Raw genomic sequence first — 25,787 nt, forward strand, 5'->3', positions numbered from 1 at the left:
CTCTTAGTTTTGGTTTTGTTTAGGATGGACAAAGAAAGGGGCCCGAAGTTTAAAAAGGGAGTCGTAACTATTTTATTACAGCTTAAATATGATAAATTACAGTAATATTTTTGATAGCGATGGGATCAGCTATGCAGCCTATCGCGAATTGATAGATCAGCTGCTGCTGGAAAAGAAGACAACAGGCGAAGATGACTCGGAAGCTATGCTGCATTATACGAAGATGAATGTGCAGAGAATGAGCCGGGTAGATAAAACTGTGGTGTTAACTGCAGATCTGCTGGAAGCCTTAGAAAACCTTAAAAAACAATATCGTTTCCTGGTGATTTCTGAAGGATGGTGTGGTGATGCTGCACAGATTGTTCCTGTTTTTAATAAAATTGCGACCGCTTTCCCGGAAAAAATAAATTTAAAATTTGTTTTGAGAGATCAGCATTTACCATTGATAGATGCACATCTGACGAATGGAGGCAGGGCCATTCCGGTACTGCTAATTTTAGATGAAGCCGGACAAGTCGTTTGCCAATGGGGTCCTCGACCGAAAGTACTGCAATCTTTATTAAAGGACTGGAAGAATGCCAGTTCGGATATGATGCTGATCGCTGAACAGCTCCATGGCTGGTATGCTAAAGATAAAACGCAAAGCACACAAGAGGAACTTCGCGGCGTGATTCAACAGTTGGCGTAATCGATGCCTAAAAGGGCCGTTAAACAGGTCTGTTGTTCGGTTAAAAGAAGTATAAGGAAGGTTTAGTCGACAGTAACGGTTAAACCTTCTTGCTGTAAGATTTTACGGTAAACTTCCATTTCCGTGAAAGACCCTTCTAATACCGCACATTTTCCTTTGTTATGGACTTCCATAGCAATCTTCTCAGCCTGGCTTTCTGAATAATCCAGGTATTTCATCATACAGTAAATGACATGGTCGAATGTGTTTACATCATCATTCCAAAGGATCAGCCGATGGACGGTTTTTAATGAGGTTAAGATCTCTTCTAATGTAAAGGTTTCTTCTTTTGTTTCTGTTGACATCCTACAAAAATAAGCTAATTTCAAAATAATGTTGTAGTTAAAGTTTATTTTGCTTAAAATTTGTATTAAATCCAAATATGATGCATCGTTCAAAAATCGCCGGAATAGGTTATTATGTGCCTAAGAATGTTTATACCAATGATGATTTGTCCCGTTTCATGGATACGAATGATGCTTGGATACAGGAGCGCACAGGAATAAAAGAACGCAGATTTGCAGATCGCCTGGAAGAAACGACGACCACAATGGGTGTAGAAGCTGCGAAAATCGCGATCGAACGTGCAGGAACAACTGCACAAGACATTGATTTTGTCATCTTTGCTACCTTAAGTCCGGATTATTATTTTCCAGGATGCGGCGTTTTGCTGCAGCGGGAAATGAAAATGAAAGAGATTGGTGCCTTAGATGTGAGAAACCAATGTTCAGGATTTGTGTACGCCCTTTCCATTGCCGATCAGTTCATTAAAACCGGAATGTATAAGAATATTTTGGTGGTAGGCAGCGAGAAACATTCTTTTGCGATGGATTTTGAAACCCGCAGCAGGAATGTGTCCGTGATCTTTGGTGACGGCGCAGGAGCAGTGGTGCTGCAGCCTTCCACAAAGGAGGGGCAAGGGATTATGAGTACGCATTTACATAGTGATGGTGCAGATGCAGAAATTCTGGCCATGTATTACCCCGGAGCAAGTGCCAATAAATGGCTGAAAGACAAGCCAGGATATCCGGATCAGGAATTAGGTGGTTTATTTATGACGACGGAACAGCTAGAAAGCGGTGCCGCATTGGCCCATATGGATGGTCCAGCCGTTTTTAAGAAAGCCGTAGTGAAGTTTCCGGAAGTGATTAAGGAAGCGCTGGAGGCCAATAACCTGACACCTGCGGATCTGGATATGCTGATCCCGCATCAGGCAAATTTAAGAATCAGTCAGTATGTTCAGCAATTGCTGGGACTGAGCGACGACAAAGTTTTCAATAATATTCAAAAATATGGGAATACTACCGCGGCTTCTGTGCCGATTGCTTTATGTGAAGCATGGGAAGCGGGGAAAATTAAAGAAGGCGACCTGGTATGCCTGGCCGCCTTTGGATCAGGTTTTACCTGGGCCAGTGCTTTAATCAGATGGTAATTTTAGTTATTTTATAGAAGGGTTTAACTGCCTTTAGCCGATTTTGTCATTTGTGCAAACCTATCCCACATGTCGTCTGGGATGGCTTCCAGGCCGTTAAACTGACCGGCACCCTGCAGCCATTCTCCTCCATCAATACTGATGACTTCTCCATTGATGTATCCTGCGAAATCACTAATCAGGAAGGCAGCCAGATTGGCCAGCTCCTGATGTTCTCCAACACGCTTCAAAGGTACTCTGTTTTTAAAGTCGAACTTCTCTGCCAAGTCTCCCGGCAACAGGCGTTCCCAGGCTCCCTTAGTAGGAAATGGCCCAGGAGCAATGGCATTGGTACGAATGCCGTATTTACCCCATTCTACTGCCAAAGAGCGCGTCATAGCCAATACGCCACCCTTAGCACAGGCAGAAGGAACGACATAGGCAGAGCCGGTGAAGGCATAAGTGGTGACGATATTTAATACGTTGGCGCTTTGTTTTTCCTTGATCCAGTGTTTGCCAAAGGCCAGTGTACAGTTTACAGAACCTTTCAAAACAATGTCAATTACTGTGGAAAATGCGTTAGCGGAAAGACGTTCGGTAGGGGAGATGAAATTGCCTGCCGCATTATTCAGCAAGACATCCACACGGCCAAAAGCTTTCAGGGTTTCAGCAAGCACGTTTTCTACCTGTTCATATTCACGAACATCGCAGGCAACGGCCAATACTTTACCACCGGTTTCTTTTTCCATTTCAGCAGCGGTCTTTTCCAGGACATCCGTTTTTCTGCTGGTGATCACCAGATTGGCACCAAGTTTTAGGAAATAAGTGCCCATGGCTTTGCCCAGACCGGTTCCGCCACCGGTGATGACGATCGTTTTTCCTTTTAAAGCGTCATCTCTTAACATAGGTTGATTATACATGAGCTATTTTTTTTGCAGGTTATCAATGATGGTTTTCAATATGTTTCTGGTGGTTGGTGCCCACCATTGTTTCAGCATAATGGCCAGTGCTTCTGTTTGGTTGGCACGAGTGGCGGCAATCAGGTCCTTCCTAATGTTCAGCTTGCTCTGCTCCCAGGTATTTCTTTCCATGGCCATATATTTTCTGATCTTGCGTTCCGCTGCGGTCAGGATACTTTCCGGATTGATCAATTCATCTACCAGGCCGATTTTAAGGGCTTCCTCCGGACTGAATAGTTTTCCTTCCAGCAGACTTCTGGTGGCATGAGCAGTTCCAATCCAGAAAGCATAGAGGCTAAAAATACTTCCTGGGACAATGATGCCCACCGGAACCTCATTGAGGCCTATAATCGCCTTTCCTTCTGCCATGATTCTATAATCACAGGCCAGGGCTATCACGCAGCCCCCAGCTGGACTATGGCCATTGATGGCCGCCACCAATGGTTTACGGAAAGCCGTGATGTTGGCGGTAAAGTCAAGAAAAAGGTGCCAGAAAGATTCTGCTTCTTCCTCCGAATAACCGTACAGCTCAATTAAATCCAGCCCTGCAGAGAAGAAATTCTCTTTTCCAGTGATGACCACCCCGGCAATATTTGGGTCTGAAGAGATGCTGTTCAGCATGTCATTCAGTTCGGTGATCATCTCTCGGTTTAAAGCGTTGGACCTTCCACGGTCTAAGGTAATCAGTGCTAAATGGTCTTTTATGGTGACTTTTATCGTATTCATAGTTTTGTTATTTTACTTCATAAGTGTAAACCGTTCTCCCCAGGTGGCCCATTAAGTCCATTCCTTCCAGAACGACTCTATAAGTACCAGGTTCGTCGGTATTAAAGAATGTGAAATTAGTTTTTCCTGCGGCATCGCTCAGCAGTTGTGGCCCCCAATATACAGTAGATCTGAAATCTGGTGCATTATTAGGCTGAGGAACATCATATTTAGGCGAATAGAAATCTTTTGGAACCGAATAACCTTTAGGGTTGAAAACGATGAGCCCCGGTGTAGGTACCGCGGAGAAATTGCCAACGCCACGCTTGGTCGTGATCACCAATACACCTCCTGCTCCATTGGTCCCATAAATGGCGGTATTTCCGATAGATTTAAGAACCTCAATCGTTTCAATATCAGGGACGTTGATGAAATCAAGGTCTGCATCCTGTAAAGGCATTCCATCCAGAACGATGGACATTGGTATTCTTCCCCCATTTCTGGTCAGGTAGGCCTTCCCATTGGTAATGATCAATCCGGCAATACGGCCTTGTAAACACATGGAAAGTTGAGGGCAGGTAGAGAGTTGTTCGGCAGTAATCACCGCATCCGCTCTTCCGTTGCCATTTAAGTTTTGCGAATTCTTAACCTTCGGCTTTTCCTGTGTGATTTTCACTTCTTTTAATTGTAATACTTTTTGCAATAGTCCACGTTTACTCTGGTCGTCAAAATAGTTATTGCTTTGTTTTAAATAAGCAGACAACGCTTCATTAACGTTAATTTCTATGTCTCCAGTATTTTTATTCTTGGTGACGATTTGTCCCGGAACCACATCCATTTTAACATCCAGTCGGGTTTTGCCCTTAGCTGTTCTTGCCTGGATGATAAATTTGGGATCATCAAGGAAAAGCAGGCGATCGAAGTTGAATTTTCCTTGCGCGTCCGTTAAGGTATCGAGTGTGAAAAATCCACTTGCTGTAGAAAGGAGCGTAACTTTGGTATTTGGTACAGGTTTGCCTCCATAATTGACAATCGTTCCACTAAAGCCCAGAGATTTTTCCGGTTGAAATCTGACATTTGGCGGGGTGTTGCTGATGACATTTTTCCATAGGATTCTGCTCCAGCCTTGCGTCAGCATCAGGTTATCCATGTTTTTAATCACTTCTGGTCCTTCTTCAATAAAGTAATAATTGGGTTTTTCAATGTAACCAATCAGGTCTGAAGTGAGTAATAAGTTGCTGAGTATGTTGCTTTCGGTTTCCGGCTCTGGTTTCACCGCATTGTTATTGGTGACCGCAACGGAAAACATACCTTGTACAGGTGTGCCGTTAAAGGCGCTGTGGAGTTGAATATCTACCTTTTCTCTTTTTGCATACACTTGTTTTTCGGTACTCAACTGTACCGCTATCCGGTCTGCAGGATTATAAATAAATGCAAGTCGCTCGGCAATAGGTTTGTTTTCTTCAGAAAACAAGCTGAGCTGTAAGATACCCTCTGTCAATTCCTTTTTAGGAATAGTGACGGTGGCGAGCTGATCGGACATAGACACAATAGGGCTGAAAACCACGTTGCCATCATGCTGGCCAACGAGCCTGAGTTTTACGGGCCCGGTCAGGTCGGCACTTCTCATAATCTTGATGGTCAGTTTATCTTTGTCTGTACCTGTTACAGCCAGGGTATAGCCTGTAGTTTGTACAATTGGAAGATTGAAATCTTTTTCTGAACCATCCGCAAATTTCACCTTTGCTACGTATCTGACTCCGCTTTGAGGATTGATGACGAAGTTACCCATGCCCAGGTGTTTGGTTTCAAAGCGATTGATTTCTAGGCCAGTTTGGTCTACAACAACCCCGCTGATGTTTTCGCCCAGGCCTGAGGAATTGACCGCTTTTACTGCGATCTTAGTAGGTAATCCCTCGATCAGGTTTCCACTTTCCGGGAAAAACTGCAGGTCAATTGATTTCGATGTGGCCTTAATGGGAATTTCTCGGGTTACTTTTTGATCTTCTCCCAAGGTGATGGTAGCTAGAATTTTTCCTCTTTTATTGAGGTCTGGTCTGTTGTTGAGGATACTCAGCGATATCTCTCCCTGATCATTGGTAGTGGCCTTGCCTCTGAGGAAGCTTTTGGAATCCAGGATGACCTCGTACTTGACTTCTTTACCGGTATAGGGGCTTCCTTCTTTATCTTTGAAACTGATGTTTGCCGCCATCTTTTCCCCTTTATCTGCTTTACTGTAGCTATAAATCGTATTGGTAAAGACTTTATTGGTCCAGGAATAACCTATTTTGATGGTCTTGTCGAAGAAGAATTCCGGACCTGCATTTCTCATCCATTGGGTATAGGCACGGATTCTGTAATTTCCTTCCATTAAGGTATCCGGCAGACTAAAATTTCCCCAGGTGATACCGCCTAATACAGGAAGTTTCAATTGCTGCTGTACAGAATCCTTTTCATTGATGAGCTCCACATATAGTAATTTACTAATATCTGATGGTTCCTGAGCACTGCTGTTGAGCAGGTAGGCCTTAAACCAAATATTATCGCCTATGGCATAATAAGGCTTGTCCAGTTGAAGGTGAACCTTTTCCTGAGGATTCTTCAGATTGAACTCCTTCATTCTTTCTAGGAGGACATCAAAGCTATCATTCAGGGCTCCCGACGCAAAAGCGAGGAAGACACCGGAGAATAATAAAAGAGGATACAGCAATTTACGTTTCATATGTTATGACCATTAACAAATAATTAAGCCTCAATATACAAATATTGAGGCTTAAAGTAAATTTAAAAGAAAGGGAATTAGGCGGTTAGAACTCGTTTTTCCACATCATGCTTTCCACCGGTTTCGTGGTCTTATTGTTATATTTTGCATCTCCTTTATTGTTGTACATGGTTTCAATTTCTCCATCTACGGCAAAGTAGATCAGCTGGCCAATTGGCATGCCTGCATAAATTCTTACGGGCTGTGCGCAGGAAATCTCCAGCGTCCAGGTATTGCAGAAACCTACATCTCCCTTTCCGGCTGTCGCATGGATGTCGATCCCCAAACGGCCAGTGCTTGATTTACCTTCCAAAAATGGAACATGTGCATGAGTTTCTGTATATTCCAGGGTTACGCCCAGGTAAAGTGTACCCGGCTGCAGTACAAATCCATCCTTTGGAATCTCAAAGTTTTCAATTTTATTATGTGCCTTTGCATCAAGGACTCTATCAGTATAAGTAGCCAGGTATTTGCCCAAATGTACGTCATATGAGTTTGTACCCAGACATTCGGGCTTAAAAGGTTCAATTATGATGGTACCCTTCTCAATTTCTTCGAGAATTCGTTTGTCGGAAAGTATCATTTTATCAAGTATTGGGCTAAATTATGATTAATTTAAGATACTTTTGCATAGTTTTCTAAAATAGAGATGCCCGTAGTTTTTAATAAAAATATTGACGAGAATACCATACTTGCGGTATGGAAAATCGAAGAGACCGAAGAGCAGCTGCTTTCCGGCCTACAATTGAAACAGCATGAGCTGGATTTTATTTCCTCTTTAAGCAACGGGAAACGCCTGCTGCACTGGTTAAGTACCCGTGTGCTGTTGAGAACCATGCTAAATACTTCTGAATACATTGATTGTCAGATGGATGAGCATGGGAAGCCCTTTCTACCCAACCTTGATTACCATATCTCGCTGAGTCATTCTTATGATTATGCAGCAGTGATTATCGGTAAAAATAGGAAAGTTGGTGTAGATATCGAGTTGATCAAACATAAAATTAAAAGTATCAGGCATAAGTTTCTTTCTGATATTGAGCTGGCTCAAAAGCAAATTGGTGATAATATCAATGGCCTGTATGTCTGCTGGTGTGCCAAAGAAGCCATCTATAAATGGAATGGCAGAAAAGGCCTCGAGTTTAAGCAGGACATTTACATCAAACCTTTCAAATTAAAAAATGAAGGCAGTTTGAATGCCCTGGTGACACTTCCTGAAGGGATGAAAGAACTCACCGTGAATTACTTTAAAACTGCCGACGGCTATATGCTGGGTTATGTAGTCGCTTAATTTTCAAAAGATGAATAAGAAAGTAGCATTCATAGATTGGGGACTGACCGATTATCAGGAAGCCTGGGAAAAGCAAGAACAGATTTTTAAGGATACGATTGCGCTGAAAACCGAAAATCGGAACAATGGTACGGAGCTGGAAACACCCAATTATCTCGTTTTTGTAGAGCATCCCCATGTGTACACACTTGGGAAAAGCGGACATCCGGAAAATCTATTGCTGGACGAGCAGGGACTGATAGAAAAAGAAGCTACTTATTATAAGATCAATCGTGGCGGCGACATTACCTACCACGGACCCGGTCAGATTGTAGGTTATCCAATTCTAGACCTTGATAATTTTTTCACAGACATCCACCTTTACCTGCGCACACTGGAGGACGCCATCATGCTGACGCTAAAAGATTATGGGATTGAGTCAGGCAGATCGCCCGGCTTTACCGGTGTCTGGCTGGATGCAGATACGGATCAGGCGCGTAAAATATGTGCCATGGGCGTGAGGTGCAGCAGATGGGTCACCATGCATGGTTTCGCTTTCAATGTCAATGCAGACCTCAATTACTTTAAAAATATTGTTCCTTGTGGCATAGACGATAAAGATGTCACCTCCATGGAACGTGAATTAGGACGTAAACTGGATATTGAAGAAGTTAAAGCAAAGCTAAAAGGACATATTGCCAATCTTTTTCAAATGGAGTTATTCTAATCTTCTTATCGTTAATTATAATGATTTCTTGGTTTTTTTACGTTAAATATTGAATAACGAATTGAAGTGCTTTATCTGATCACCGGCACGATCATTCTGTTGAACTACGGTTATAAAATGTTTAAGGGACATCTTCATACCTAGGCTTTCCGTATATCTATTTATGAAATCCTTTCTGTTATCTCTATCATTATTGGTATTATTGGCTTGCGAAAAAAATAATGCGAAAACCATGATTCCTGCAGATACCCTGACTTATTTAGCCATTGGCGATTCTTATACCATTGGAGAAGCTGTTCCGCTGTCAGGCAGTTTCCCCCATCAGCTGACCAAATTGTTAAAAGTCAAAGGGCTTGATGTGGGGATGCCAAAGATCATTGCCAAAACAGGCTGGACCAGTTCCGAACTGCAGCAAGGTATTAAAACGGCGGCAGTACAACAAAAATTTGGCCTCGTTACCCTCCTGATAGGGGTAAATAACCAATACCGGGGGGAGTCGAAAGCAGTCTACCGTAAAGAGTTTAAGGAGTTGCTGGAAACTGCCATCGCATTTTCGGGAGGGCAGAAAGCCCATGTATTTGTCGTCTCTATTCCAGACTGGGGAGCGACGCCTTACGGGCAGCAAAGCGGAAGAGATATTTCAGCTATTGCTACAGATATTGATGCTTTTAATGCGATCAATAAGGAAGAAACACTGGCTCATGGCATCAGTTATACAGATATTACAGCGGCTTCACGTTTGGCTGCATCAGATGGAGCCTTAGTCGCCTCGGATGGATTGCATCCTTCAGAGAAAATGTACTTAGATTGGGCGGTTCTGCTGGAACCAAAAGTATTAAAGGGCTTAAAATAAATTAAACCCTTTAATACCGCTGATTAACATTCCGGTAAACTGATCGGGATGTTGGTGGCCAGTCCACCGTCTGAGGTTTCTTTATATTTGGAGTTCATATCCAATGCAGTTTCCCACATGGTATTCACTACGGCATCTAAACTTACTTTTGCTTTATCAGGATTACTCTGTAGGGCCAGTTGACTTGCAGTAATGGCTTTAATTGCACCCATCGTATTTCTTTCAATACATGGAATTTGTACCAGGCCTCCAATAGGATCGCAGGTTAAGCCTAAATGGTGTTCCATCGCGATCTCTGCGGCCATTAAAACCTGGCGCTGAGAACCACCTAAACACTCTGTCAATGCTGCTGCGGCCATTGCAGAAGAAACGCCGATTTCTGCCTGACAGCCACCCATTGCGGCTGAAATAGTCGCTCCCTTTTTGAAAATACTGCCTATTTCCGAAGCACAGGCAATAAACTGCGTGATTTTTTCATCCGTATAGCCATCGCAGAAAGCAATATAATATTGTAAAACTGCTGGGATGACACCTGCTGCACCATTGGTTGGTGCGGTAACTACGCGGCCAAAAGAAGCATTTTCTTCATTTACTGCCAGCGCAAAGCAGCTCACCCAATCCAGAATGTAATTGAATCCATTGCCGCCATCTTTAATGGCTGCTATCCAGCTTTCATAATTGGTATAAGTATGATTTCCTACCAATCGCTTGTTCAAGGCACAAGCCCTTCTGGCAACATTCAGTCCGCCGGGTAAGAAACCTGCAGTATGACAGCCTCTGTAGGTACAGTCTTTCATGACATTGAAGTGCTGCATGATGCCTTTTCTGGTTTCCACTTCGGAACGCCAGGCTAGTTCATTTTCCATCACCACTTCTGATACTTTCAATCCTGTAGTCAGGCACCAGTGTAAAAGATCTGCCGCTTTCTCTACCGGAAATGGCAGGTCTACCTGTTCTTTATCACTGCCACTTTCTCCTTCTTTCACCACAAAACCTCCACCTACAGAATAATAGGTTTCAGAAATGGCTTTTCCAGTATTTAAGAAAGCTTGAAAAGTAACTGCATTGGGATGGAAGGGAAGGCTTTCAAAGAAAAGAAAAACCAGGTCTTCCTCGTAATTGAAAGTGATATCTTTTTCTCCGTTTAAGTTCAATACTTTGTAAGTTTTGATCTCTTCTATGGTAGAATCAATGGAATTCACATCAAAGGTGACCGGATCTGCACCAATTAATCCCAATAGGATGGCCACATCTGTTCCGTGTCCCTTTCCTGTTTTGGCCAGGGAGCCATATAATAGAATCTTCACCTGCTCTACTTGTTCCAGCAGGTCTTGCTGTTTTAATAATGCAGTAAATTGCTGAGCCGCCCGCCATGGACCTAAGGTATGTGAGCTGGATGGCCCAACACCTATCTTAAAAATATCAAAAACTGAGATCTGTTCCCTTTGCATATTACAAAGCTAAGATAGTTCCGGGACATTTTCAGCTATTAATGGACTGCAAGCCGATTTTATGTGCAGGCTAAGGGGCTTAAAAATCAAAGGCAATGATCTTTTTGTCCTTTAGCATCCGGTCTACAAAATGTTTGTGGTTTTTGGGACTTCCGATAGCCACCCAGGTGCCACTGATGGTACCATTAGCCATTTCCTGTTTCCCTCTGGTTAGTCTTAGACCTGAACCTCTAAGGTCTTCTTCGTATTTTTCCAGACTTTCATCTTCATATTTTTTGACGATGCGGTACACCCGTTTGGTAAAGCGCTGTTCTACCATTTCCTCCAGATAGGGGAAGACGAGCAGGGCGGTAAGTACAATCACCGTCACTCCGGTCGCTTGCTCATAATAGCCGGCACCAGTGGCCATGCCAATCGCGGCAACAATCCAGATCACACAGGCGGTAGTCAGGCCTTTTACCTGGTTCTCTTCTTTAAAGATGACGCCAGCGCCTAGAAAACCAATTCCGGTTACAATGTTAGAAGCAATGCGGTCATGACTGCTGATTCCGATTTTTATCGATAAAATGGTGAATAGGGTAGAACCTAATCCGATCATGATCATCGTTTTTAATCCGGCTTGCTTACTTCGGAGCTCTCGTTCTGCTCCAATCAGACCACACAAAAGTGTAGCCAGTAAGAACTTGTTTACTTCCGTTTGCGTCAGAAAATGACTGTTTTCTAAAATGTTATTCATAGCTTATTCGTTAGCTAAAGATAACAAAGAATTTCCTGAAAGTAGAAGTGATTAGTAGAAGTCGTAACAACGTAATCCATTAAATTTATTGTAGCTCGAACTGTTGGGGAAATACTTCTCATAACCAATGCTTGCTTCAGTTGTTCCATTGGTATTGGTGTAATTGATGCGGGAGGTGGTGGCATCATGACTGATCCCGAACCTCAATTTTTCCCCATTTTTATTGCCTTTAAAAAGATCAAATAGGAGCGAAAGTACAATTGCATCCGGGCCGCTCTGTGAGCTACTGCGGTACCAGAGTCCGGTACTGAGACTTTTGTATTTAAACTGTGCGCCAGCACTCATGGAGCTGGATTTCTCCTGTTTGTAATAAACAACTGAAGGGATCAGAAAGGGGCCGTCATCATCGCCATAGCCACTATATGGATGGAGGGAAATTCGATAATTGGCATTAGCAGTGAAGCGCATGGGTAATTTTGCGACAGTTCCGGTAAAGGATTCATCGGGTTTATTCAAGTGATGAATGCCTAGTCCAATCATGAAATTATGAACAACAATATTTGTACCTGCTGCGGCATCAAAGAAGATCTTATTGTCGATGTCTGGTGGTTGAGCTGAAGAAACACTTCCAGGAATATAGCCCAATCTCCGGTCTATCTGATCGGAGAATACCAGTTTATTCCAGTCGATTTGGCGGTTGGTGAAACCTGCCTGTATGCCAAAGGAAACCACAAAATCATCACTCCCCACACTGTAAGAGTAGGTCAGGGCCGCATTGTTTTTAACCAGATAGGCGGTGCCTTCGCTGCTGCGGTTAAATAGCAGGCCCACTCCTCCTGCAAAACTTGGAATGTTAAGGTCTGCCGAGGCCGATATATAAGATAAATCGCCACTGAGTCCTGACCATTGATTTCTATAAATCAGGTTCAAGCGGATATCTCCTTCAAATTGTCCCGTTAAGGCGGGATTCAGGTAAACCGGAGCATTGAAAAACTGGGAGTAAATATGGTCTTGTGCCTGGAGGTGTAAACTTGTTCCCATTATCAGGAAGGCCATTGTAAATTGCTTTCTTATCCTCATGGTTATCTGATTAAATGTATTGCTCCTGTGCGTTTTGGCACAGACTTATCGTAAGTCATCCCTTTCCATTCTGTCCCGTTGACCATCTTCACATCTATTTTCCAAAAGTATACTCCTTGAGGCGCCGGATTGCCTTTGTAATTGCCATCCCAACCTTCTGCCGGTCTGCCTTCGTCTAATTTGGTGGTTTCCCACAATAGCTCGCCCCATTTGTTGAAAACACTGAATTTCCAGGTGGCAATGCCCGATCCTTTAGCAATAAAGGTTCTCAATTCTGGATATTCACTGCCAGGAATAAAGGAATTCGGTACAAAAAGGTACCCTGGAACACCTTTTATAGTGACGTGTTTAAAGGTGCTGGTAGAGCAACCTTGCTGATTGAAGGTAGTTAAGGTTACTTTATAGGTCCCTGTGTCTGGATAGGTATGGATTGGATGTTGTTTCGCAGATGTTGTTCCATCTCCAAAGTCCCAGGCCCAGATGGTAGGGCTGTTCGTACTCTCATCTTCAAAACTGAAGGTGTAGTTGGGAATACTGATTAGGGTAGAAGGATTGACGTTAAAGGCCGCTTTTGGAGGTGGAACAATATGGATGTATTGATTTCTAATCACCGATATGCTACAGCCCAGCGTGTTGGTTGCGGTTAGTGTTACTGTATAATATTCCTGGTCTCCATTGTAAATATGGTTTGGCTCAAATTCGTTGGAAGTGGTTCCATCACCAAAGTCCCATACATAGCTAAAGCCATTTTGGGTGGTGTTTCTAAATTGAACGGCAAGTCCGGCACAACCCAGGGTTTGATCTGCATTGAAAGCAGCAAGTGGTTGTTCCAATACTTCAACTTCCTCTATTTCGGTAATTTCAGAGCAATTGTTAAAGGCTGTCATGGTGATGGTATACTTACCTGGTTTGGTAAATATGTGTTGCACCCTTCCAGGTTCAGTGGTGTTCATGGTGCCACCATCTCCAAAGTCGAACGTAAAATGCGTTGCCCCGATAGAGTTATTGTCGAAGTTTACCGTTAATGGTGCACATCCTTTTTTCTCATTGGCATCTACCACCAGTTCAGGGGTGATGTTTTGTGGAGAAACCTGAATGTTATAAGTTTTTGTATGTGTTCCACAACCGTTTACTGCTGTCATCGTGACCGTGAAAACTTTGGTGATGGTGGTGTTATAAGTATGGCTTACCGGGAGTTTGTCCGATCTTGTAATTGGATCGCTTCCGTCGCCAAAATCATAGGTATAGGTGTTTGTTCCTCCCGGAGAGGTATTTGTAAAATTAACCAGCATTGGCGAACATCCTACTGTTTTACTTGGAGAGAATACAGCAATAGGTGTGGCTTTAACCAATAGGGTTGAGGTATAAGTATTACTACCACATGGTGTAGTAGAAGTGAGGGTAATGGTATAGGTGATGTCTTTTCCAGTCGGGTCTGGATTGAAATTTACGGGAGCAGGATTTGCCTCGGTAGAGGTTTGTCCATTTCCAAAGTCCCATAAAAAGGTGGCGCCAGCACTTTGAACCGAAGCGTTGACAAACCTTACCGTCATTGGGCCACAAATTTCGGTATCACTTTGGGTAAAGGAGGCCGGAACCGCTGGCCTGGTATTGAAAACACGGATGAATTCAGCGGAATTACAGCCTACTTTTGACGTAACAACTAATTTTATGGTGATAGATTGGTCGTTTCCATTAATGGTGTAATCTTTGAAAATGGGGCCGGTATGGTAGGGTACATCATTGATAAACCAGGTATAGGTATCATTGACAAGTGGGTGTTCGATTGCCTTTATATTGTCTGAATTAATTAAGAAAGGAGCGCAACCAGTCTGATTGGTAAAGGTAAATAAGGCGGTTGCATCTGGTTTAACGGTAATCGTAACCAGAGCGCTGATGCTTCTTTGAGCGCCATCGCAGATCGTTGTATAGACGATACGGCGATAGGCAGTGGTGGCAGTTAATACAGGAGGCTGGTAATTTATGCCAAAAGAATTGACATCTGTCCAGGTGGTTCCTCCGTCTGTACTAGACTGCCAAATGTAAAAGAAATTGCCATCAGCACCTTCTGGCGTTGTTCCCGTGATTAAAGTAGGAGCAGTATTATTGCAAATGCTCTGGTCTGGAGAAATCTCATTGTTGCTGATTCGATCTTGAACAATAATTTCAGTCTCGTTACTGGTTTTCGTACAGGAACCGCTGTTCACAATTCTTCTGAAGCTGATGCTTGCCTGAAGTACTAACTGAAGGTTTTGACCCGTTTGGTTAGGGATAGTTGTCCAGGAGCCAGTAGGCGTTTTACTTTCCCAGATATAGGTGTAAATGCCATTTCCGTCAGTAGGAAGACTTCCTTCGATATTCACCGTCTGATCATAACAAATGACTGGTCTTGGATTACTGATGTATTGGTCAATTGGTTTCAGACTTTTGATGATGACGAGATCCTCTGTTGGATCACAAGGCGCATTACCGGTGATCGTCCATTTAAATACATAGGTTCCTCCTATTTGAAGTTCAGTTACAATGGTTTCTGGATCTGTAGCATTTGCAAAGACTGGTGCTGCCGGACCAGTAACGTATTCCCAACGGCCAGAATCTCCATTAACAGGTTGATTTGCTTTCAGGCTAGCGCTGGTTGCTTCGCACAATTCCTGATCCGGACCAGCGTTAGCTAAAGTGGTTGGCGGAGCAACATAAATGGTGATGATGTTGGTGTTTAATTCTGCGCAACTTCCGTTTTTAACGACTGCATAATATTGGGTCGTTGTGGTCAGGTTATTATAAGTTAAATTGGCAGTGGTATTGTTTCCAGTAGCAGTCTGCCAGGTTGAGCCATTGTCAATAGAGCTTTTCCACTCGAGAATTGAACCGGTATTTCCAGTCAAGTTAATTCGACCGGTATTGGTTCCTGAACAAACTGTGGTCCCTCCATTTATCATTCCTGCAACAGTTGGCTCATTCACATGGATAGTTACCAAGTCTGAAGATTCAACACAGGCGCCCGGTCCTGTGATGGTCCATTTGAATATGTAAGGTCCCCCTGCAACTAATCCTTTCGCAGTAGCAGTTGGAGTATGTTCTTCACCATCAAAGCTAATTGCATTAGGTCCTGAACTAAGGGTCCATGTACCTATTTCGCCTGGTTTAGTTGTTGGATTCCCAGACAATATATACGTGTTAGTCGCACATATGCTTTCATCAACACCAGCCTCTGCTTTTGTAATGGCAGGATCTACGTTAATGGTAATAGAGAATATGTCACCTGGGCAATTGTTATAGAGTGGGGTAATGTTATAGGTAACCGACCCCTGCGAAGTTCCATCATTGATAAGTATATCGTTGATGAAAGTGTTACCGGTTGCAGTCACCTGTTCACTCTTCCCTGTTACGCCATTCGTAGCGGTGCTGCTCCAGGTGTATTGTGTATTGGGGATGGTTGGGAGGAGGGTGATTTGAGTTTCTTGAGCACTACAGATGGTTGTTGCAACTGCATTAGCACTCCCGGCAGGTTTTGGGTAGATGGTTACGGTGTAGGTAAAAGGAAAGCCATCACAACCATCTCTTACAGGCGTAATTTCATAAATGACAGTTGCATTAGCTGTCGCATGGTTATTGGACAATTGGTCATTGATGGGGCCTGAACCTGAAACGGTGTAATTAACGGCATTGCCATCTGGATTAATGGCTGTCCATTTGAACGTACTTCCCGGAAGACTGGTTCCTGTTCCAGGATCATAATTTGCATTGTTTCCTGAACAGATGGTTTGCGTTGCATTTGTCCCTGAGTTTTGCTTAAAAATATCTATGATGATGTCTTCTTTAACCTGGGCACATAGACCATCAAGACCTGTATTTACTAAAAATGTTATTGTAGCCTTACCTAAGGTTCTTTCCTGTGGTGTAGGAATATAGTTGGTCGTTAAGCTGTTGGTAGGGCTGGAGATATTTCCAGCTCCTGTCCATGTGGTTGTAGTATGTGTTCCGCCAGTGATTTCAGCAGTTAAGTCTACCGATTCAATAGCACAAATTGAATTTTTATTGGCAGTTAATTGTATAACCGGAGAAGGATGAAATGTAATATTTTGAACACTGGTTACTGTTCCGCAACTATTTTTATGAGCAACGGATACTTTGTATCCTCTATATTTTTTAAAGTCAATTTCAGGGTATTTTGTGATCCCTGTTCCATTTACGAATACATAGTCGTCGCTGGTAAGCGGTTCATCATTTAAACCAGTTACTGTCCAGGTATAGGTGTCGGCTTCATCTCTTTCTGTGCCCTCAAATTTAACGTTTGTTGGGCCAGCAATTACATCATTATATTTAAAAGACCGTATAGCGCATACGTCAACTGTTTGGGCCAAAGTAATCTTTGGCGTACTATCTATGATCACAACGGTTTGTGGTGCTGGGCTGCTGACGGCTCCACATGCTGGGGTACTTATCTCAAGCGTAATTTCATATTCGCCTTTTTTTAAGAAGGTAAAAACTGGCTCAGTAAGCCCATTCATATAGGTGACCTCTGTGTTGAGCGCATTACGGCCTTGTTTTTTTACGATCCAATTGTATACATGATTGGTATTGCAACTAGGATCAAGAATAGATTTATCATTTGCCTGAATGACATAAGGAGCACAATGTGGAACTAATACACCATTGAAATCAAAATCTGGTTTAGGAGGGTTTTGGATACAAATTTCCTGTGTTGCGACTTCTGCGACGCATCGTCCGTCAGAAACTGATTCTAATTTTATGATGTAATTTTTTGCAGTAGGAAAAATATGACTGAAAGGCATTTCCTTAGTATAATTCGTCTTTATTTTTACACCATCTATATACCAGTTATAAGTAACTGAGTTATCAGTACAAGAAGGGGTATTGGCTTCATTTTGTCCTGGCGTTGATGTGTTTATAAAGGTCACGGTTTTTCCTACACAACCAACCGGGGGGCCGTCGAAACTATTTATGGGTTTGGTGAGGACCCTGACATAGGTAGATAATTCTCCGCCTGTTACGGTGCAAAAAGGACCGATAGCTGCGATGTTTATAGCGAAAACATTATATTTTGGGCCAGTTCCTGGATTATAAATAGGGGCGCCACAGGAAGAGGTGGTGTATTCGTGTCTGACATAACCGGAGCTAAGGTCACAAATGGTGTAATTAACAGGAATTCCATTTGAATCTCCCCAGTTTATTTGATAAATGGTTCCGGGATAGTTGTTTTTGATACCCCGATCGCTTAAATCTACTGGAAATTCAAGGTATCCTCCAGGTAGACATACTGTATTGTCCCCGGTTGTACCAAAGCTATTATTGATCGTATTATTCACAATCATATAGGCTCTTGTTCCAATTGTTCCATTGGCTACCGCTTTTATCAGGACTGTGTAATGCGCTAAGCCTGCTGTTAAACTTGGATCTGGGGAAGCAGTATTGAAGACTAAATTGGGCTCACTCGTCCCCGAGATTTCATTTTTAATAGTGCCGGATACCGTACTTGTGTTAGGACTTGAGGCATTGCTGAAATCAAATGATACATTTGCTCTTCCAGGACAGTAGCCAAAGACTTCATCAGTTGTTCCTCGGATAGGAGATGAGGTGACTGCAGCTTTAACAGGTGTACCAGCCTTAATTTCAAAAGGATCGGAGGTAGTTGTAAAGGCCGGTTGGGAGGACCGTATTTGTAACCGATAGCCTAGCCCGGGAAGAATCCCAGTCGGCGGTATTGTGCCATTCACAAACGTAGAATAAAATCCCGTATAAGTTCCAATTCGATTATTTCCGCTAAAACTACCCGCACCATCGGATAAATATAATTCGAAAACATTTCCTGGCTTAAGGCAGGTTCCATCAGCTATTTTAAAAGTTACAGCGATGCTTGATCCCGGCGTATATGGGCCTGGATCTACCGTTCCAATTGTTATTTGGGAATAAGAATTCAAGAACGTAGCAAATAATATTAAGATCGTCATTACTAGACAGCGTTTTGTCATCTAAACAAAGTTTATATAAATTTAAACTTTTTTATTCTAATGTTAACAATTTAAATTAATAACTAACGTTTCACAAAAAAAAAAGCCCCAGAATCGAAATTCTGAGGCTTTTGTAATTGTATTGGGTTGATGAATTACATCATTCCACCCATACCACCACCACCCATTGGAGGCATACCTGCACCAGCAGGAGCATCTTCTGGATCGTCAGCTAATACGCATTCTGTTGTTAACAACATTGCTGCGATAGAAGCTGCGTTTTCTAGTGCTACACGACCTACTTTAGTTGGATCGATTACACCGGCAGCGATTAAGTTTTCATATACATCAGTACGGGCATTGTAACCGAAGTCAGCTTTACCTTCTTTCACTTTTTGTACTACGATAGAACCTTCAATACCTGCATTCTGACAGATTTGACGTAATGGCTCTTCGATTGCGCGTTTAACGATTGCGATACCAGTAGTCTCGTCATCATTTACACCTTTCATGCCTTCTAAGGCTTCGATAGCGCGGATGAAAGCTACACCACCACCTGCAACGATACCTTCTTCTACAGCTGCACGAGTTGCATGTAAAGCATCATCAACACGGTCTTTTTTCTCTTTCATTTCAACTTCAGAAGCTGCACCAACATAAAGAACTGCAACACCGCCAGCTAATTTAGCCAAACGCTCTTGTAATTTCTCTTTGTCATAATCAGATGTAGTGGTCTCGATTTGAGATTTGATCTGGTTAACGCGAGCTTTGATATCGTCAGAACTACCAGCACCATTGATAATCGTAGTATTGTCTTTATCAACAAGAACTTTCTCAGCAGTACCTAGGTAAGTAAGGTCAGCATTTTCTAATTTATAACCTCTTTCTTCAGAGATTACAGTACCACCAGTTAAGATCGCGATGTCTTCTAACATTGCTTTTCTACGGTCACCGAAACCTGGAGCTTTAACAGCCACAACTTTCAGAGATCCACGGATCTTGTTTACGACCAATGTAGCCAAAGCTTCGCCATCTAAGTCTTCAGCAATGATCAATAATGGTTTACCTGTTTGTACTTGTTTCTCTAAAATTGGCAACAATTCTTTCATGTTGCTGATTTTTTTGTCGTAGATCAAGATGTAAGGGTTTTCTAATTCCGCTTCCATTTTATCTGCGTTAGTGACGAAGTATGGAGACAAATAACCACGGTCGAATTGCATACCTTCTACTGTTTTTACTTCAGTTTCAGTACCTTTTGCTTCTTCTACAGTAATTACACCATCTTTACCTACTTTGCCCATTGCCTCAGCAATTAGTGAACCAATCACTTCATCATTGTTTGCTGAAATAGAAGCAACTTGTTTGATTTTGTTATTGTCTTCACCTACTGTTTGAGATTGTGCTTTTAAGTTAGCAACGATTGCAGTAACCGCTTTGTCGATACCACGTTTCAAATCCATTGGATTTGCACCAGCAGCAACGTTTTTAATACCAGCAGTTACGATTGCCTGTGCCAATACAGTTGCAGTTGTTGTTCCATCACCTGCGATATCTGCAGTTTTAGAAGCAACTTCTTTTACCATTTGAGCACCCATATTTTCGATAGGATCTTTTAATTCGATCTCTTTCGCTACAGTCACACCATCTTTAGTAATCGCTGGTGAACCGAATTTCTTGTCAATAATTACGTTACGTCCTTTTGGACCTAGAGTTACTTTTACCGCATTAGCCAAAATGTCAACTCCTCTTTTCAGGGCGTCACGGGCTTCTACATTATATCTTACTTGCTTTGCCATTTTAAAATATTGTTATTAATGATTGATTGTAATAAGGTTGAATAGGTTAATTCAACAACTAAAGAATTGCGTAAAGATCAGACTCACGCATAATAAGATACTCTTTACCTTCAAAAGTAATTTCAGTACCACCGTATTTACCATATAATACCACGTCTCCAGCTTTAACGCTCAATGGAATTAGGCTACCTGTAGCTTCGGCGTATTTGCCTGGGCCTACTGCAACTACTGTTCCTTGCTGAGGTTTTTCTTTAGCTGTATCAGGGATATATAGACCCGAAGCTGTTTTTTCTTCGGCAGGAGCAGCTTCAATTACTACTCTATCTGCAATGGGTTTAATGTTTAAAGCCATAACTTATTCTTGTTTTTAATTTTAAAATTAATGTAAGGATTACGTGTCCGCTATATATCAGTTTCTATGCCAAGCAGGTTTTGCTTGCCAAATTTACACGGCATTGTCAGCTAATAGATTAGACGAAACTATTTTCGTGTCAGAGTGGCAGAATTGTGAGCCAAGGAAAGAAAAAATAAAGGCATAAAAAAAGTCCGGCATAAGCATACCGGACTTTAGATATTTTTTTAAAATCTCTTATTTCTTTGCAGTATCTGCAGGAGCAGTTGCTGGAGCGGTTGTCGCTGGAGCTGATGATCCAATTGGAGATGGGGTAGGCATTTTGTCCAAATGTTCCTGGATTTTAGAGTCTACAGCGGCAGCTGTTCCACCTGTTTTTGCAATGGTCGTAATAGATAATGTAAGCACTACGATTAATGCTAATAATACCCAGGTACCTTTTTCAAGAACATCACCTGTACGTTGAACGCCAAACATATTGCTGCCTGATCCACCTGTTGCAAGGCCACCACCTTTAGGATTTTGTATCAAAACAAATAGCGCTAAGGCAATGCAGACAATGATTAGTAAAATAATTAAAAATAGCATAATCGGTTATATGGTTAAATTTTCTTTTCTATGGATTGAATAAGGTCGGCAAAGTAACGGCTTTTTTCTGGAAACTTCAAACTTAATTTTTCATAAGTCTCTATGGCCTTGTCGTAAAGCATTTGTTCGATATAGATCTTTGCCAGCGTTTCTGATACAAGGTCATTATGGTCCTCTGCGCTCTTTTTGGCCTTGTTTTCGGTATTGATGTGTTCGGCTTTCGGCGGACTGATCTGCGGATCATTTTTGAGGAAGCTGTCAATGATAGCAGTCCCTTTAGGATTCAGGTTTCCTGGAATATATTCTGCTGCAGGTTCGTCGGTTAATGGACTTTGTAAATGGAAGATGTGTTCCACATATTGCTGCTGCAGTTCATTAGCCTTGCCCGGCGCATTAGATTTAGCCTCCTGTGCTTCAGGCGCTGCCTTTGGCCTGGTATAAGGCTGAAAAATCTGCTGGTATTCTTTCCTGGTTTTATGTAACCACCACAAAAAGGTGAAAGGCAGCTGGTCGTCATCATATTTACTGACGATCACCGGGTCTTCCTGTTTTGCGATTTCCTTTTCTAAGGCAGCCAGGCGTTCTTCTTCGCGTAAAACGGATTCAGGAACAGGTTCCGGACTAAAGTTATCCTGGAAGGCAAAAAAGTCGGTAGATACAATGTTTTCCAAAACGAAATCATCGGTTTCCGGTATCATCTCTTCCATCACTGGATTTGTTTCTTCCGATTCCGCAGGAACTTCATCTAGGACAATCTCATCTAATGTTTCTGGCTGATTAGTCAGCAGGTCAAAAGCAGGAGATAAAACAACATTGAACTTAGTATTTACTAAATATTCCGGTTCGTAAATGAAGTTATGGAGCAATTGCCCATTTGTATGTAACGCAGCAGTAGCAAGGAAGCTGTTCTTTTCAACCGATTCCAGATTGGCTTTCGCCAGTAGCAGGTGCAGTGGTTGAAAAAACGGATACTTCGACACCAGATCTTTGAGCATAGGCGCATGATCGGGTCTTACCGTTTCAGGTTCCGCTAATAATACTTCCAGTTCTTGTCTCATGTCTAATTCCTGCTCCACGTTGCTAAGTTAACAATTGAATTTTCAATTTCTACCAATTTGCAAATGCACGGTTAAAAATATCTGTTGTAATTAAATCCATTACTTTTTTAATATTATCCGCTTCCAGTTGAGTGGCATTGCCACCCGCGGTTGCATAATCAACATAACGTTCAATAGGCTCTTCAAAGCTCATTTTAGGATTCAGGTTGTTGGTGTATTTTACAGTGACGCGAATGGTTAGTCTGTTTAGCGGAGAGGTGTTTCCAACGCCAGAGTTATTCGCATCTACAATCGTTGCCGGACGAATGTCGAAATTGGTGATACTGCCAGAAAAAACTGCATCCGGATCATTTGTCGTAATGTTCAGACGGGTCTGATTACGAATCATGTTTTTTAATGTTTCCGTGAAGTTGGTCGACATGTTTGGGACGACTAAAGTTGCATTGTTTTCAAAAAAGAGCACATTTGCTGTTTTCATCTCCGCTGGGATAGATGCCCCGCTAAATTTAATGGAACAAGAGCTGAAAAGGACTACAACCAGGAGCAATAATAACTTCTTCATTCGTATATTTTTAATTCTTTGACAATGGAGCCCAGACTAGTTTAGGTTGAGTTCTTTAATTTTTCTATAAAGCGTACGCTCCGAAATCCCAAGCTCCTGTGCAGCAAACTTGCGTTTTCCCTTATGTTTCTTCAAGGCTTTTTTGATCAGGTCGGATTCTTTATCGATGAGCGACAATGATTCTTCCACTTCTTCGGCTTCTTGAGTATAATTATAGTCTAAAGGTGCATTCTGAGCAGGCTTTTTAATGGTAAAAGTAGGCTCATTCACCGTTTGGTCTACTTCCTGGTACAGCTGATTGATGTAATGCGTATTGTCGGCAATGATGTGAGAAGTGTTTCCGCCGCTTTGAATGATCTCTGCAACCAGTTTCTTTAACTCCATCATGTCTTTTTTCATGTCAAAAAGCACTTTGTAAAGGATGTCGCGTTCAGTATAGTCTTCCTTAGAGCTGCCATTGATCGCCATGGGCAAATTGGTCGCACTTTCATTTGGAATATAATTCAGCAAGGCGGCAGCCGTCACATTACGGTCTTTTTCCAATACACAGATCTGCTCCGCAATGTTTTTCAGCTGTCTGACGTTACCTGGCCAACTGTAATTGCTCAGCATTTGTATGGCATCCGGTTCCAGCTGAATTCCTGGGCTTCTATATTTATCGCTGAAATCAGCAGAGAATTTTCTGAATAAAAGGTAGATGTCTTCTTTACGCTCATGCAAAGCTGGAATGCGCAAGGGCACGGTGTTCAGCCTGTAGTATAAATCCTCACGGAATTTACCCGATTTAACGCGGTTATACACGTCTACGTTAGTCGCTGCGATGATCCTGACATCCGTTTTCTGTACCTTAGAAGAGCCTACACGCAGGTATTCTCCACTTTCCAGAATTCTAAGTAAGCGTGCTTGTGTACCCAATGGTAATTCGGCCACCTCATCTAAGAATATCGTTCCGCCATTGGCTACTTCAAAATAACCTTTACGGGCTTCATGAGCTCCGGTAAAAGATCCCTTCTCATGTCCGAAAAGTTCTGAATCTATCGTTCCTTCAGGAATGGCACCGCAGTTGACGGCAATAAATGCACCGTGTTTCCGGGTACTCATCTGGTGAATGATGTGAGAGAAAACCTCTTTACCACTTCCACTTTCTCCGGTAATTAATACAGACATGTCCGTTGGCGCAACTTGTCTGGCAATATCTATTGCCCGGTTCAATAGCGGAGAGCCACCAATGATACCGAAGCGGTTTTTAATGTCTTGTATGTCCAAAGTAATTTGTCTTTATTGATTAAACAATTTCAGGTACTTCAACGGCAATAGTTCCTAATAAGGTAGCAGATGTACAGCGGTCAATGTAAACATTTACATAAGTTCCGGCTTTAACACCAGGCGCTGCAGGGAAAACCACCATCGCATTCTGATCATTTCTTCCACAAAGGTCAAGGTCAGATTTTTTGGAAGTACCCTCCACTAAAATTCTAACAGTTTTTCCAACAAATTGTTGTAGGCGCATTAATGAAGTTTCCTGTGCTTTGAGTAATATTTCTGCTAGCCTACGTTTTTTCACTGGTTCAGGAATATCATCTGCCAGTTTTCTGGCCGCCAGCGTACCTGGTCTTTCAGAATAACTGAAGGTGAATGCGAAATCATAACCTACATAATCCATGATGCTTAAAGTTTCCTGGTGTTCTTCTTCTGTTTCTGTACAGAAACCAGCGATGATGTCCGAAGAAATTGCACATCCTGGAATGATGCGTCTGATGGCATCAATTCTATTGATATACCATTCTCTGGTATACGTTCTGTTCATCAGTTCCAATACCCTGCTGCTTCCAGATTGAACCGGCAGGTGGATGTAATTACAGATGTTATCGTATTTGGCGATGGCATATAATACCTCGTCAGTAATGTCTTTAGGGTGTGAAGTAGAAAATCTGATCCTCAAGTCAGGACTGATTAAAGCTACTTTTTCCAGTAATTGTGCAAAGTTTACTTCAATTTCTGCATGCTCTTCCGCATCAGCGCCTTTCCATTTGTAAGAATCTACATTCTGTCCTAGCAAAGTGACTTCTTTGTAGCCTTTATCGAACAAATCCTGTGCTTCTGCAAGGATAGAATAAGGGTCTCTGCTGCGTTCACGTCCTCTGGTAAATGGAACTACACAGAAAGAACACATGTTATCACAGCCGCGCATGATCGAAATGAATGCGGTGATGCCATTTCCATTCAGACGAACCGGGCTAATGTCTGCATAAGTCTCCTCGCGGGATAACAACACATTTATGGCTTTATGACCATCTTCTACCTGACTGATCAATTGAGGAAGGTCACGGTAAGCATCCGGGCCAACCACCATGTCCACTAATTTCTCTTCTTCCAGGAATTTTGATTTTAAACGCTCTGCCATACATCCTAAAACGCCAACCACCAATTTGGGGTTTCTACGTTTCTCTGCACCAAACTGCGACAGTCGGTTGCGGACTCTTTGCTCCGCATTTTCGCGGATAGAGCAGGTATTGATGAAGACTACATCTGCTTCATGATAATCACCTGTGGTTTCAAAACCCTGATCTTTTAAAATCGAGGCAACGATCTCACTATCTGCGAAATTCATCTGACAACCATAGCTTTCAATGTATAACTTTCGGCCATTACGTACCTCTGGTGCATCAATAACTAAAGCCTCGCCCTGGCGCTCTTCATCGTGTGTCTTATCTGTAAGCTGTAAATCAATCATAAATGGTTAACATTTTTCTGGGTTTCAAAAATACACAATTAAATT

At 42.4% G+C, this 25,787-nt stretch carries 21 protein-coding genes; 5 read left to right on the forward strand and 16 right to left on the reverse strand.

Annotated features, from left to right (window positions below; genetic code table 11):
- Positions 1-88 precede the first annotated feature (88 nt).
- Positions 89-688 (forward strand): thioredoxin family protein, encoded by a 600-nt coding sequence (locus tag H9X96_RS07010; protein ID WP_187665623.1) that lies wholly within the window; start codon positions 89-91, stop codon positions 686-688.
- Positions 689-750: 62 nt separating this feature from the next.
- On the opposite strand, the gene H9X96_RS07015 is transcribed toward H9X96_RS07010, so the two are convergent.
- Positions 751-1,032 (reverse strand): ATP-dependent Clp protease adaptor ClpS, encoded by a 282-nt coding sequence (locus tag H9X96_RS07015; protein ID WP_062550664.1) that lies wholly within the window; start codon positions 1,030-1,032, stop codon positions 751-753.
- A gap of 77 nt (positions 1,033-1,109) precedes the next feature.
- Here H9X96_RS07015 and H9X96_RS07020 point away from each other — a divergent pair, with 77 nt between their 5' ends.
- Positions 1,110-2,159 carry a 3-oxoacyl-ACP synthase III family protein gene (locus tag H9X96_RS07020; protein WP_255431031.1) on the forward strand — a complete coding sequence of 350 codons (1,050 nt, stop codon included), beginning with the start codon at positions 1,110-1,112 and terminating at the stop codon, positions 2,157-2,159.
- A 23-nt stretch (positions 2,160-2,182) separates the two neighbouring features.
- Here H9X96_RS07020 and H9X96_RS07025 read toward each other — a convergent pair whose 3' ends face one another.
- The 4 genes from H9X96_RS07025 to dcd form a co-directional block, all read right to left on the reverse strand.
- Positions 2,183-3,058 carry an SDR family oxidoreductase gene (locus H9X96_RS07025; protein ID WP_187665624.1) on the reverse strand — a complete coding sequence of 292 codons (876 nt, stop codon included), beginning with the start codon at positions 3,056-3,058 and terminating at the stop codon, positions 2,183-2,185.
- A 3-nt stretch (positions 3,059-3,061) separates the two neighbouring features.
- Positions 3,062-3,823, reverse strand: a complete 762-nt coding sequence (locus H9X96_RS07030; protein WP_187665625.1) for an enoyl-CoA hydratase/isomerase family protein — start codon at positions 3,821-3,823, stop codon at positions 3,062-3,064.
- A gap of 7 nt (positions 3,824-3,830) precedes the next feature.
- Positions 3,831-6,524 carry a TonB-dependent receptor plug domain-containing protein gene (locus H9X96_RS07035; RefSeq protein ID WP_187665626.1) on the reverse strand — a complete coding sequence of 898 codons (2,694 nt, stop codon included), beginning with the start codon at positions 6,522-6,524 and terminating at the stop codon, positions 3,831-3,833.
- Positions 6,525-6,609: 85 nt separating this feature from the next.
- Complete coding sequence (gene dcd / locus H9X96_RS07040; protein WP_062550660.1) at positions 6,610-7,146, reverse strand: dCTP deaminase; 537 nt, start codon at positions 7,144-7,146, stop codon at positions 6,610-6,612.
- Positions 7,147-7,212: 66 nt separating this feature from the next.
- On the opposite strand from dcd, the gene H9X96_RS07045 reads away from it, so the two are divergent.
- From H9X96_RS07045 to H9X96_RS07055, 3 genes are all read left to right on the forward strand, one after another.
- The gene (locus tag H9X96_RS07045) at positions 7,213-7,854 is read left to right on the forward strand and encodes a 4'-phosphopantetheinyl transferase superfamily protein (RefSeq protein WP_062550659.1); all 642 of its coding nucleotides are present in this window, start codon (positions 7,213-7,215) and stop codon (positions 7,852-7,854) included.
- Positions 7,855-7,864: 10 nt separating this feature from the next.
- On the forward strand, positions 7,865-8,560 hold the full coding sequence (gene lipB / locus H9X96_RS07050) for a lipoyl(octanoyl) transferase LipB (RefSeq protein ID WP_187665627.1): 696 nt from the start codon (positions 7,865-7,867) through the stop codon (positions 8,558-8,560).
- Between the two features lie 163 nt (positions 8,561-8,723).
- Entirely contained in the window at positions 8,724-9,413 is a 690-nt protein-coding gene (locus tag H9X96_RS07055; protein ID WP_187665628.1) for an SGNH/GDSL hydrolase family protein, read from the forward strand.
- A 23-nt stretch (positions 9,414-9,436) separates the two neighbouring features.
- Here H9X96_RS07055 and H9X96_RS07060 read toward each other — a convergent pair whose 3' ends face one another.
- The 11 genes from H9X96_RS07060 to miaB form a co-directional block, all read right to left on the reverse strand.
- Positions 9,437-10,864, reverse strand: a complete 1,428-nt coding sequence (locus H9X96_RS07060; RefSeq protein WP_187665629.1) for an L-serine ammonia-lyase — start codon at positions 10,862-10,864, stop codon at positions 9,437-9,439.
- A 79-nt stretch (positions 10,865-10,943) separates the two neighbouring features.
- Positions 10,944-11,600, reverse strand: coding sequence for an MgtC/SapB family protein (locus H9X96_RS07065; RefSeq protein ID WP_187665630.1), 657 nt, complete (start codon positions 11,598-11,600; stop codon positions 10,944-10,946).
- A gap of 51 nt (positions 11,601-11,651) precedes the next feature.
- Positions 11,652-12,680, reverse strand: coding sequence for a PorP/SprF family type IX secretion system membrane protein (locus H9X96_RS07070; RefSeq protein ID WP_187665631.1), 1,029 nt, complete (start codon positions 12,678-12,680; stop codon positions 11,652-11,654).
- A gap of 2 nt (positions 12,681-12,682) precedes the next feature.
- The gene (locus H9X96_RS07075) at positions 12,683-18,673 is read right to left on the reverse strand and encodes a PKD domain-containing protein (RefSeq protein ID WP_187665632.1); all 5,991 of its coding nucleotides are present in this window, start codon (positions 18,671-18,673) and stop codon (positions 12,683-12,685) included.
- Positions 18,674-18,807: 134 nt separating this feature from the next.
- A complete protein-coding gene (gene groL, locus H9X96_RS07080; protein WP_062550654.1) occupies positions 18,808-20,448 on the reverse strand; it encodes a chaperonin GroEL in 1,641 nt (546 codons plus the stop codon).
- Between the two features lie 58 nt (positions 20,449-20,506).
- On the reverse strand, positions 20,507-20,800 hold the full coding sequence (gene groES / locus H9X96_RS07085; protein ID WP_062550653.1) for a co-chaperone GroES: 294 nt from the start codon (positions 20,798-20,800) through the stop codon (positions 20,507-20,509).
- Between the two features lie 237 nt (positions 20,801-21,037).
- Positions 21,038-21,388, reverse strand: a complete 351-nt coding sequence (secG, locus tag H9X96_RS07090; protein ID WP_187665633.1) for a preprotein translocase subunit SecG — start codon at positions 21,386-21,388, stop codon at positions 21,038-21,040.
- A 14-nt stretch (positions 21,389-21,402) separates the two neighbouring features.
- Positions 21,403-22,464: a hypothetical protein gene (locus H9X96_RS07095; protein WP_187665634.1), complete on the reverse strand. Its 1,062-nt coding sequence runs from the start codon at positions 22,462-22,464 to the stop codon at positions 21,403-21,405.
- Positions 22,465-22,495: 31 nt separating this feature from the next.
- The gene (gene lptE / locus H9X96_RS07100) at positions 22,496-23,008 is read right to left on the reverse strand and encodes an LPS assembly lipoprotein LptE (RefSeq protein ID WP_187665635.1); all 513 of its coding nucleotides are present in this window, start codon (positions 23,006-23,008) and stop codon (positions 22,496-22,498) included.
- Positions 23,009-23,044: 36 nt separating this feature from the next.
- Positions 23,045-24,274 carry a sigma-54-dependent Fis family transcriptional regulator gene (locus H9X96_RS07105; protein ID WP_062550649.1) on the reverse strand — a complete coding sequence of 410 codons (1,230 nt, stop codon included), beginning with the start codon at positions 24,272-24,274 and terminating at the stop codon, positions 23,045-23,047.
- 19 nt (positions 24,275-24,293) lie between these two features.
- A complete protein-coding gene (gene miaB, locus H9X96_RS07110) occupies positions 24,294-25,742 on the reverse strand; it encodes a tRNA (N6-isopentenyl adenosine(37)-C2)-methylthiotransferase MiaB (protein ID WP_187665636.1) in 1,449 nt (482 codons plus the stop codon).
- Between the last annotated feature and the right edge of the window lie 45 nt (positions 25,743-25,787).

Source organism: Pedobacter sp. N36a, assembly GCF_014472395.1.
Classification (GTDB): Bacteria; Bacteroidota; Bacteroidia; order Sphingobacteriales; family Sphingobacteriaceae; genus Pedobacter.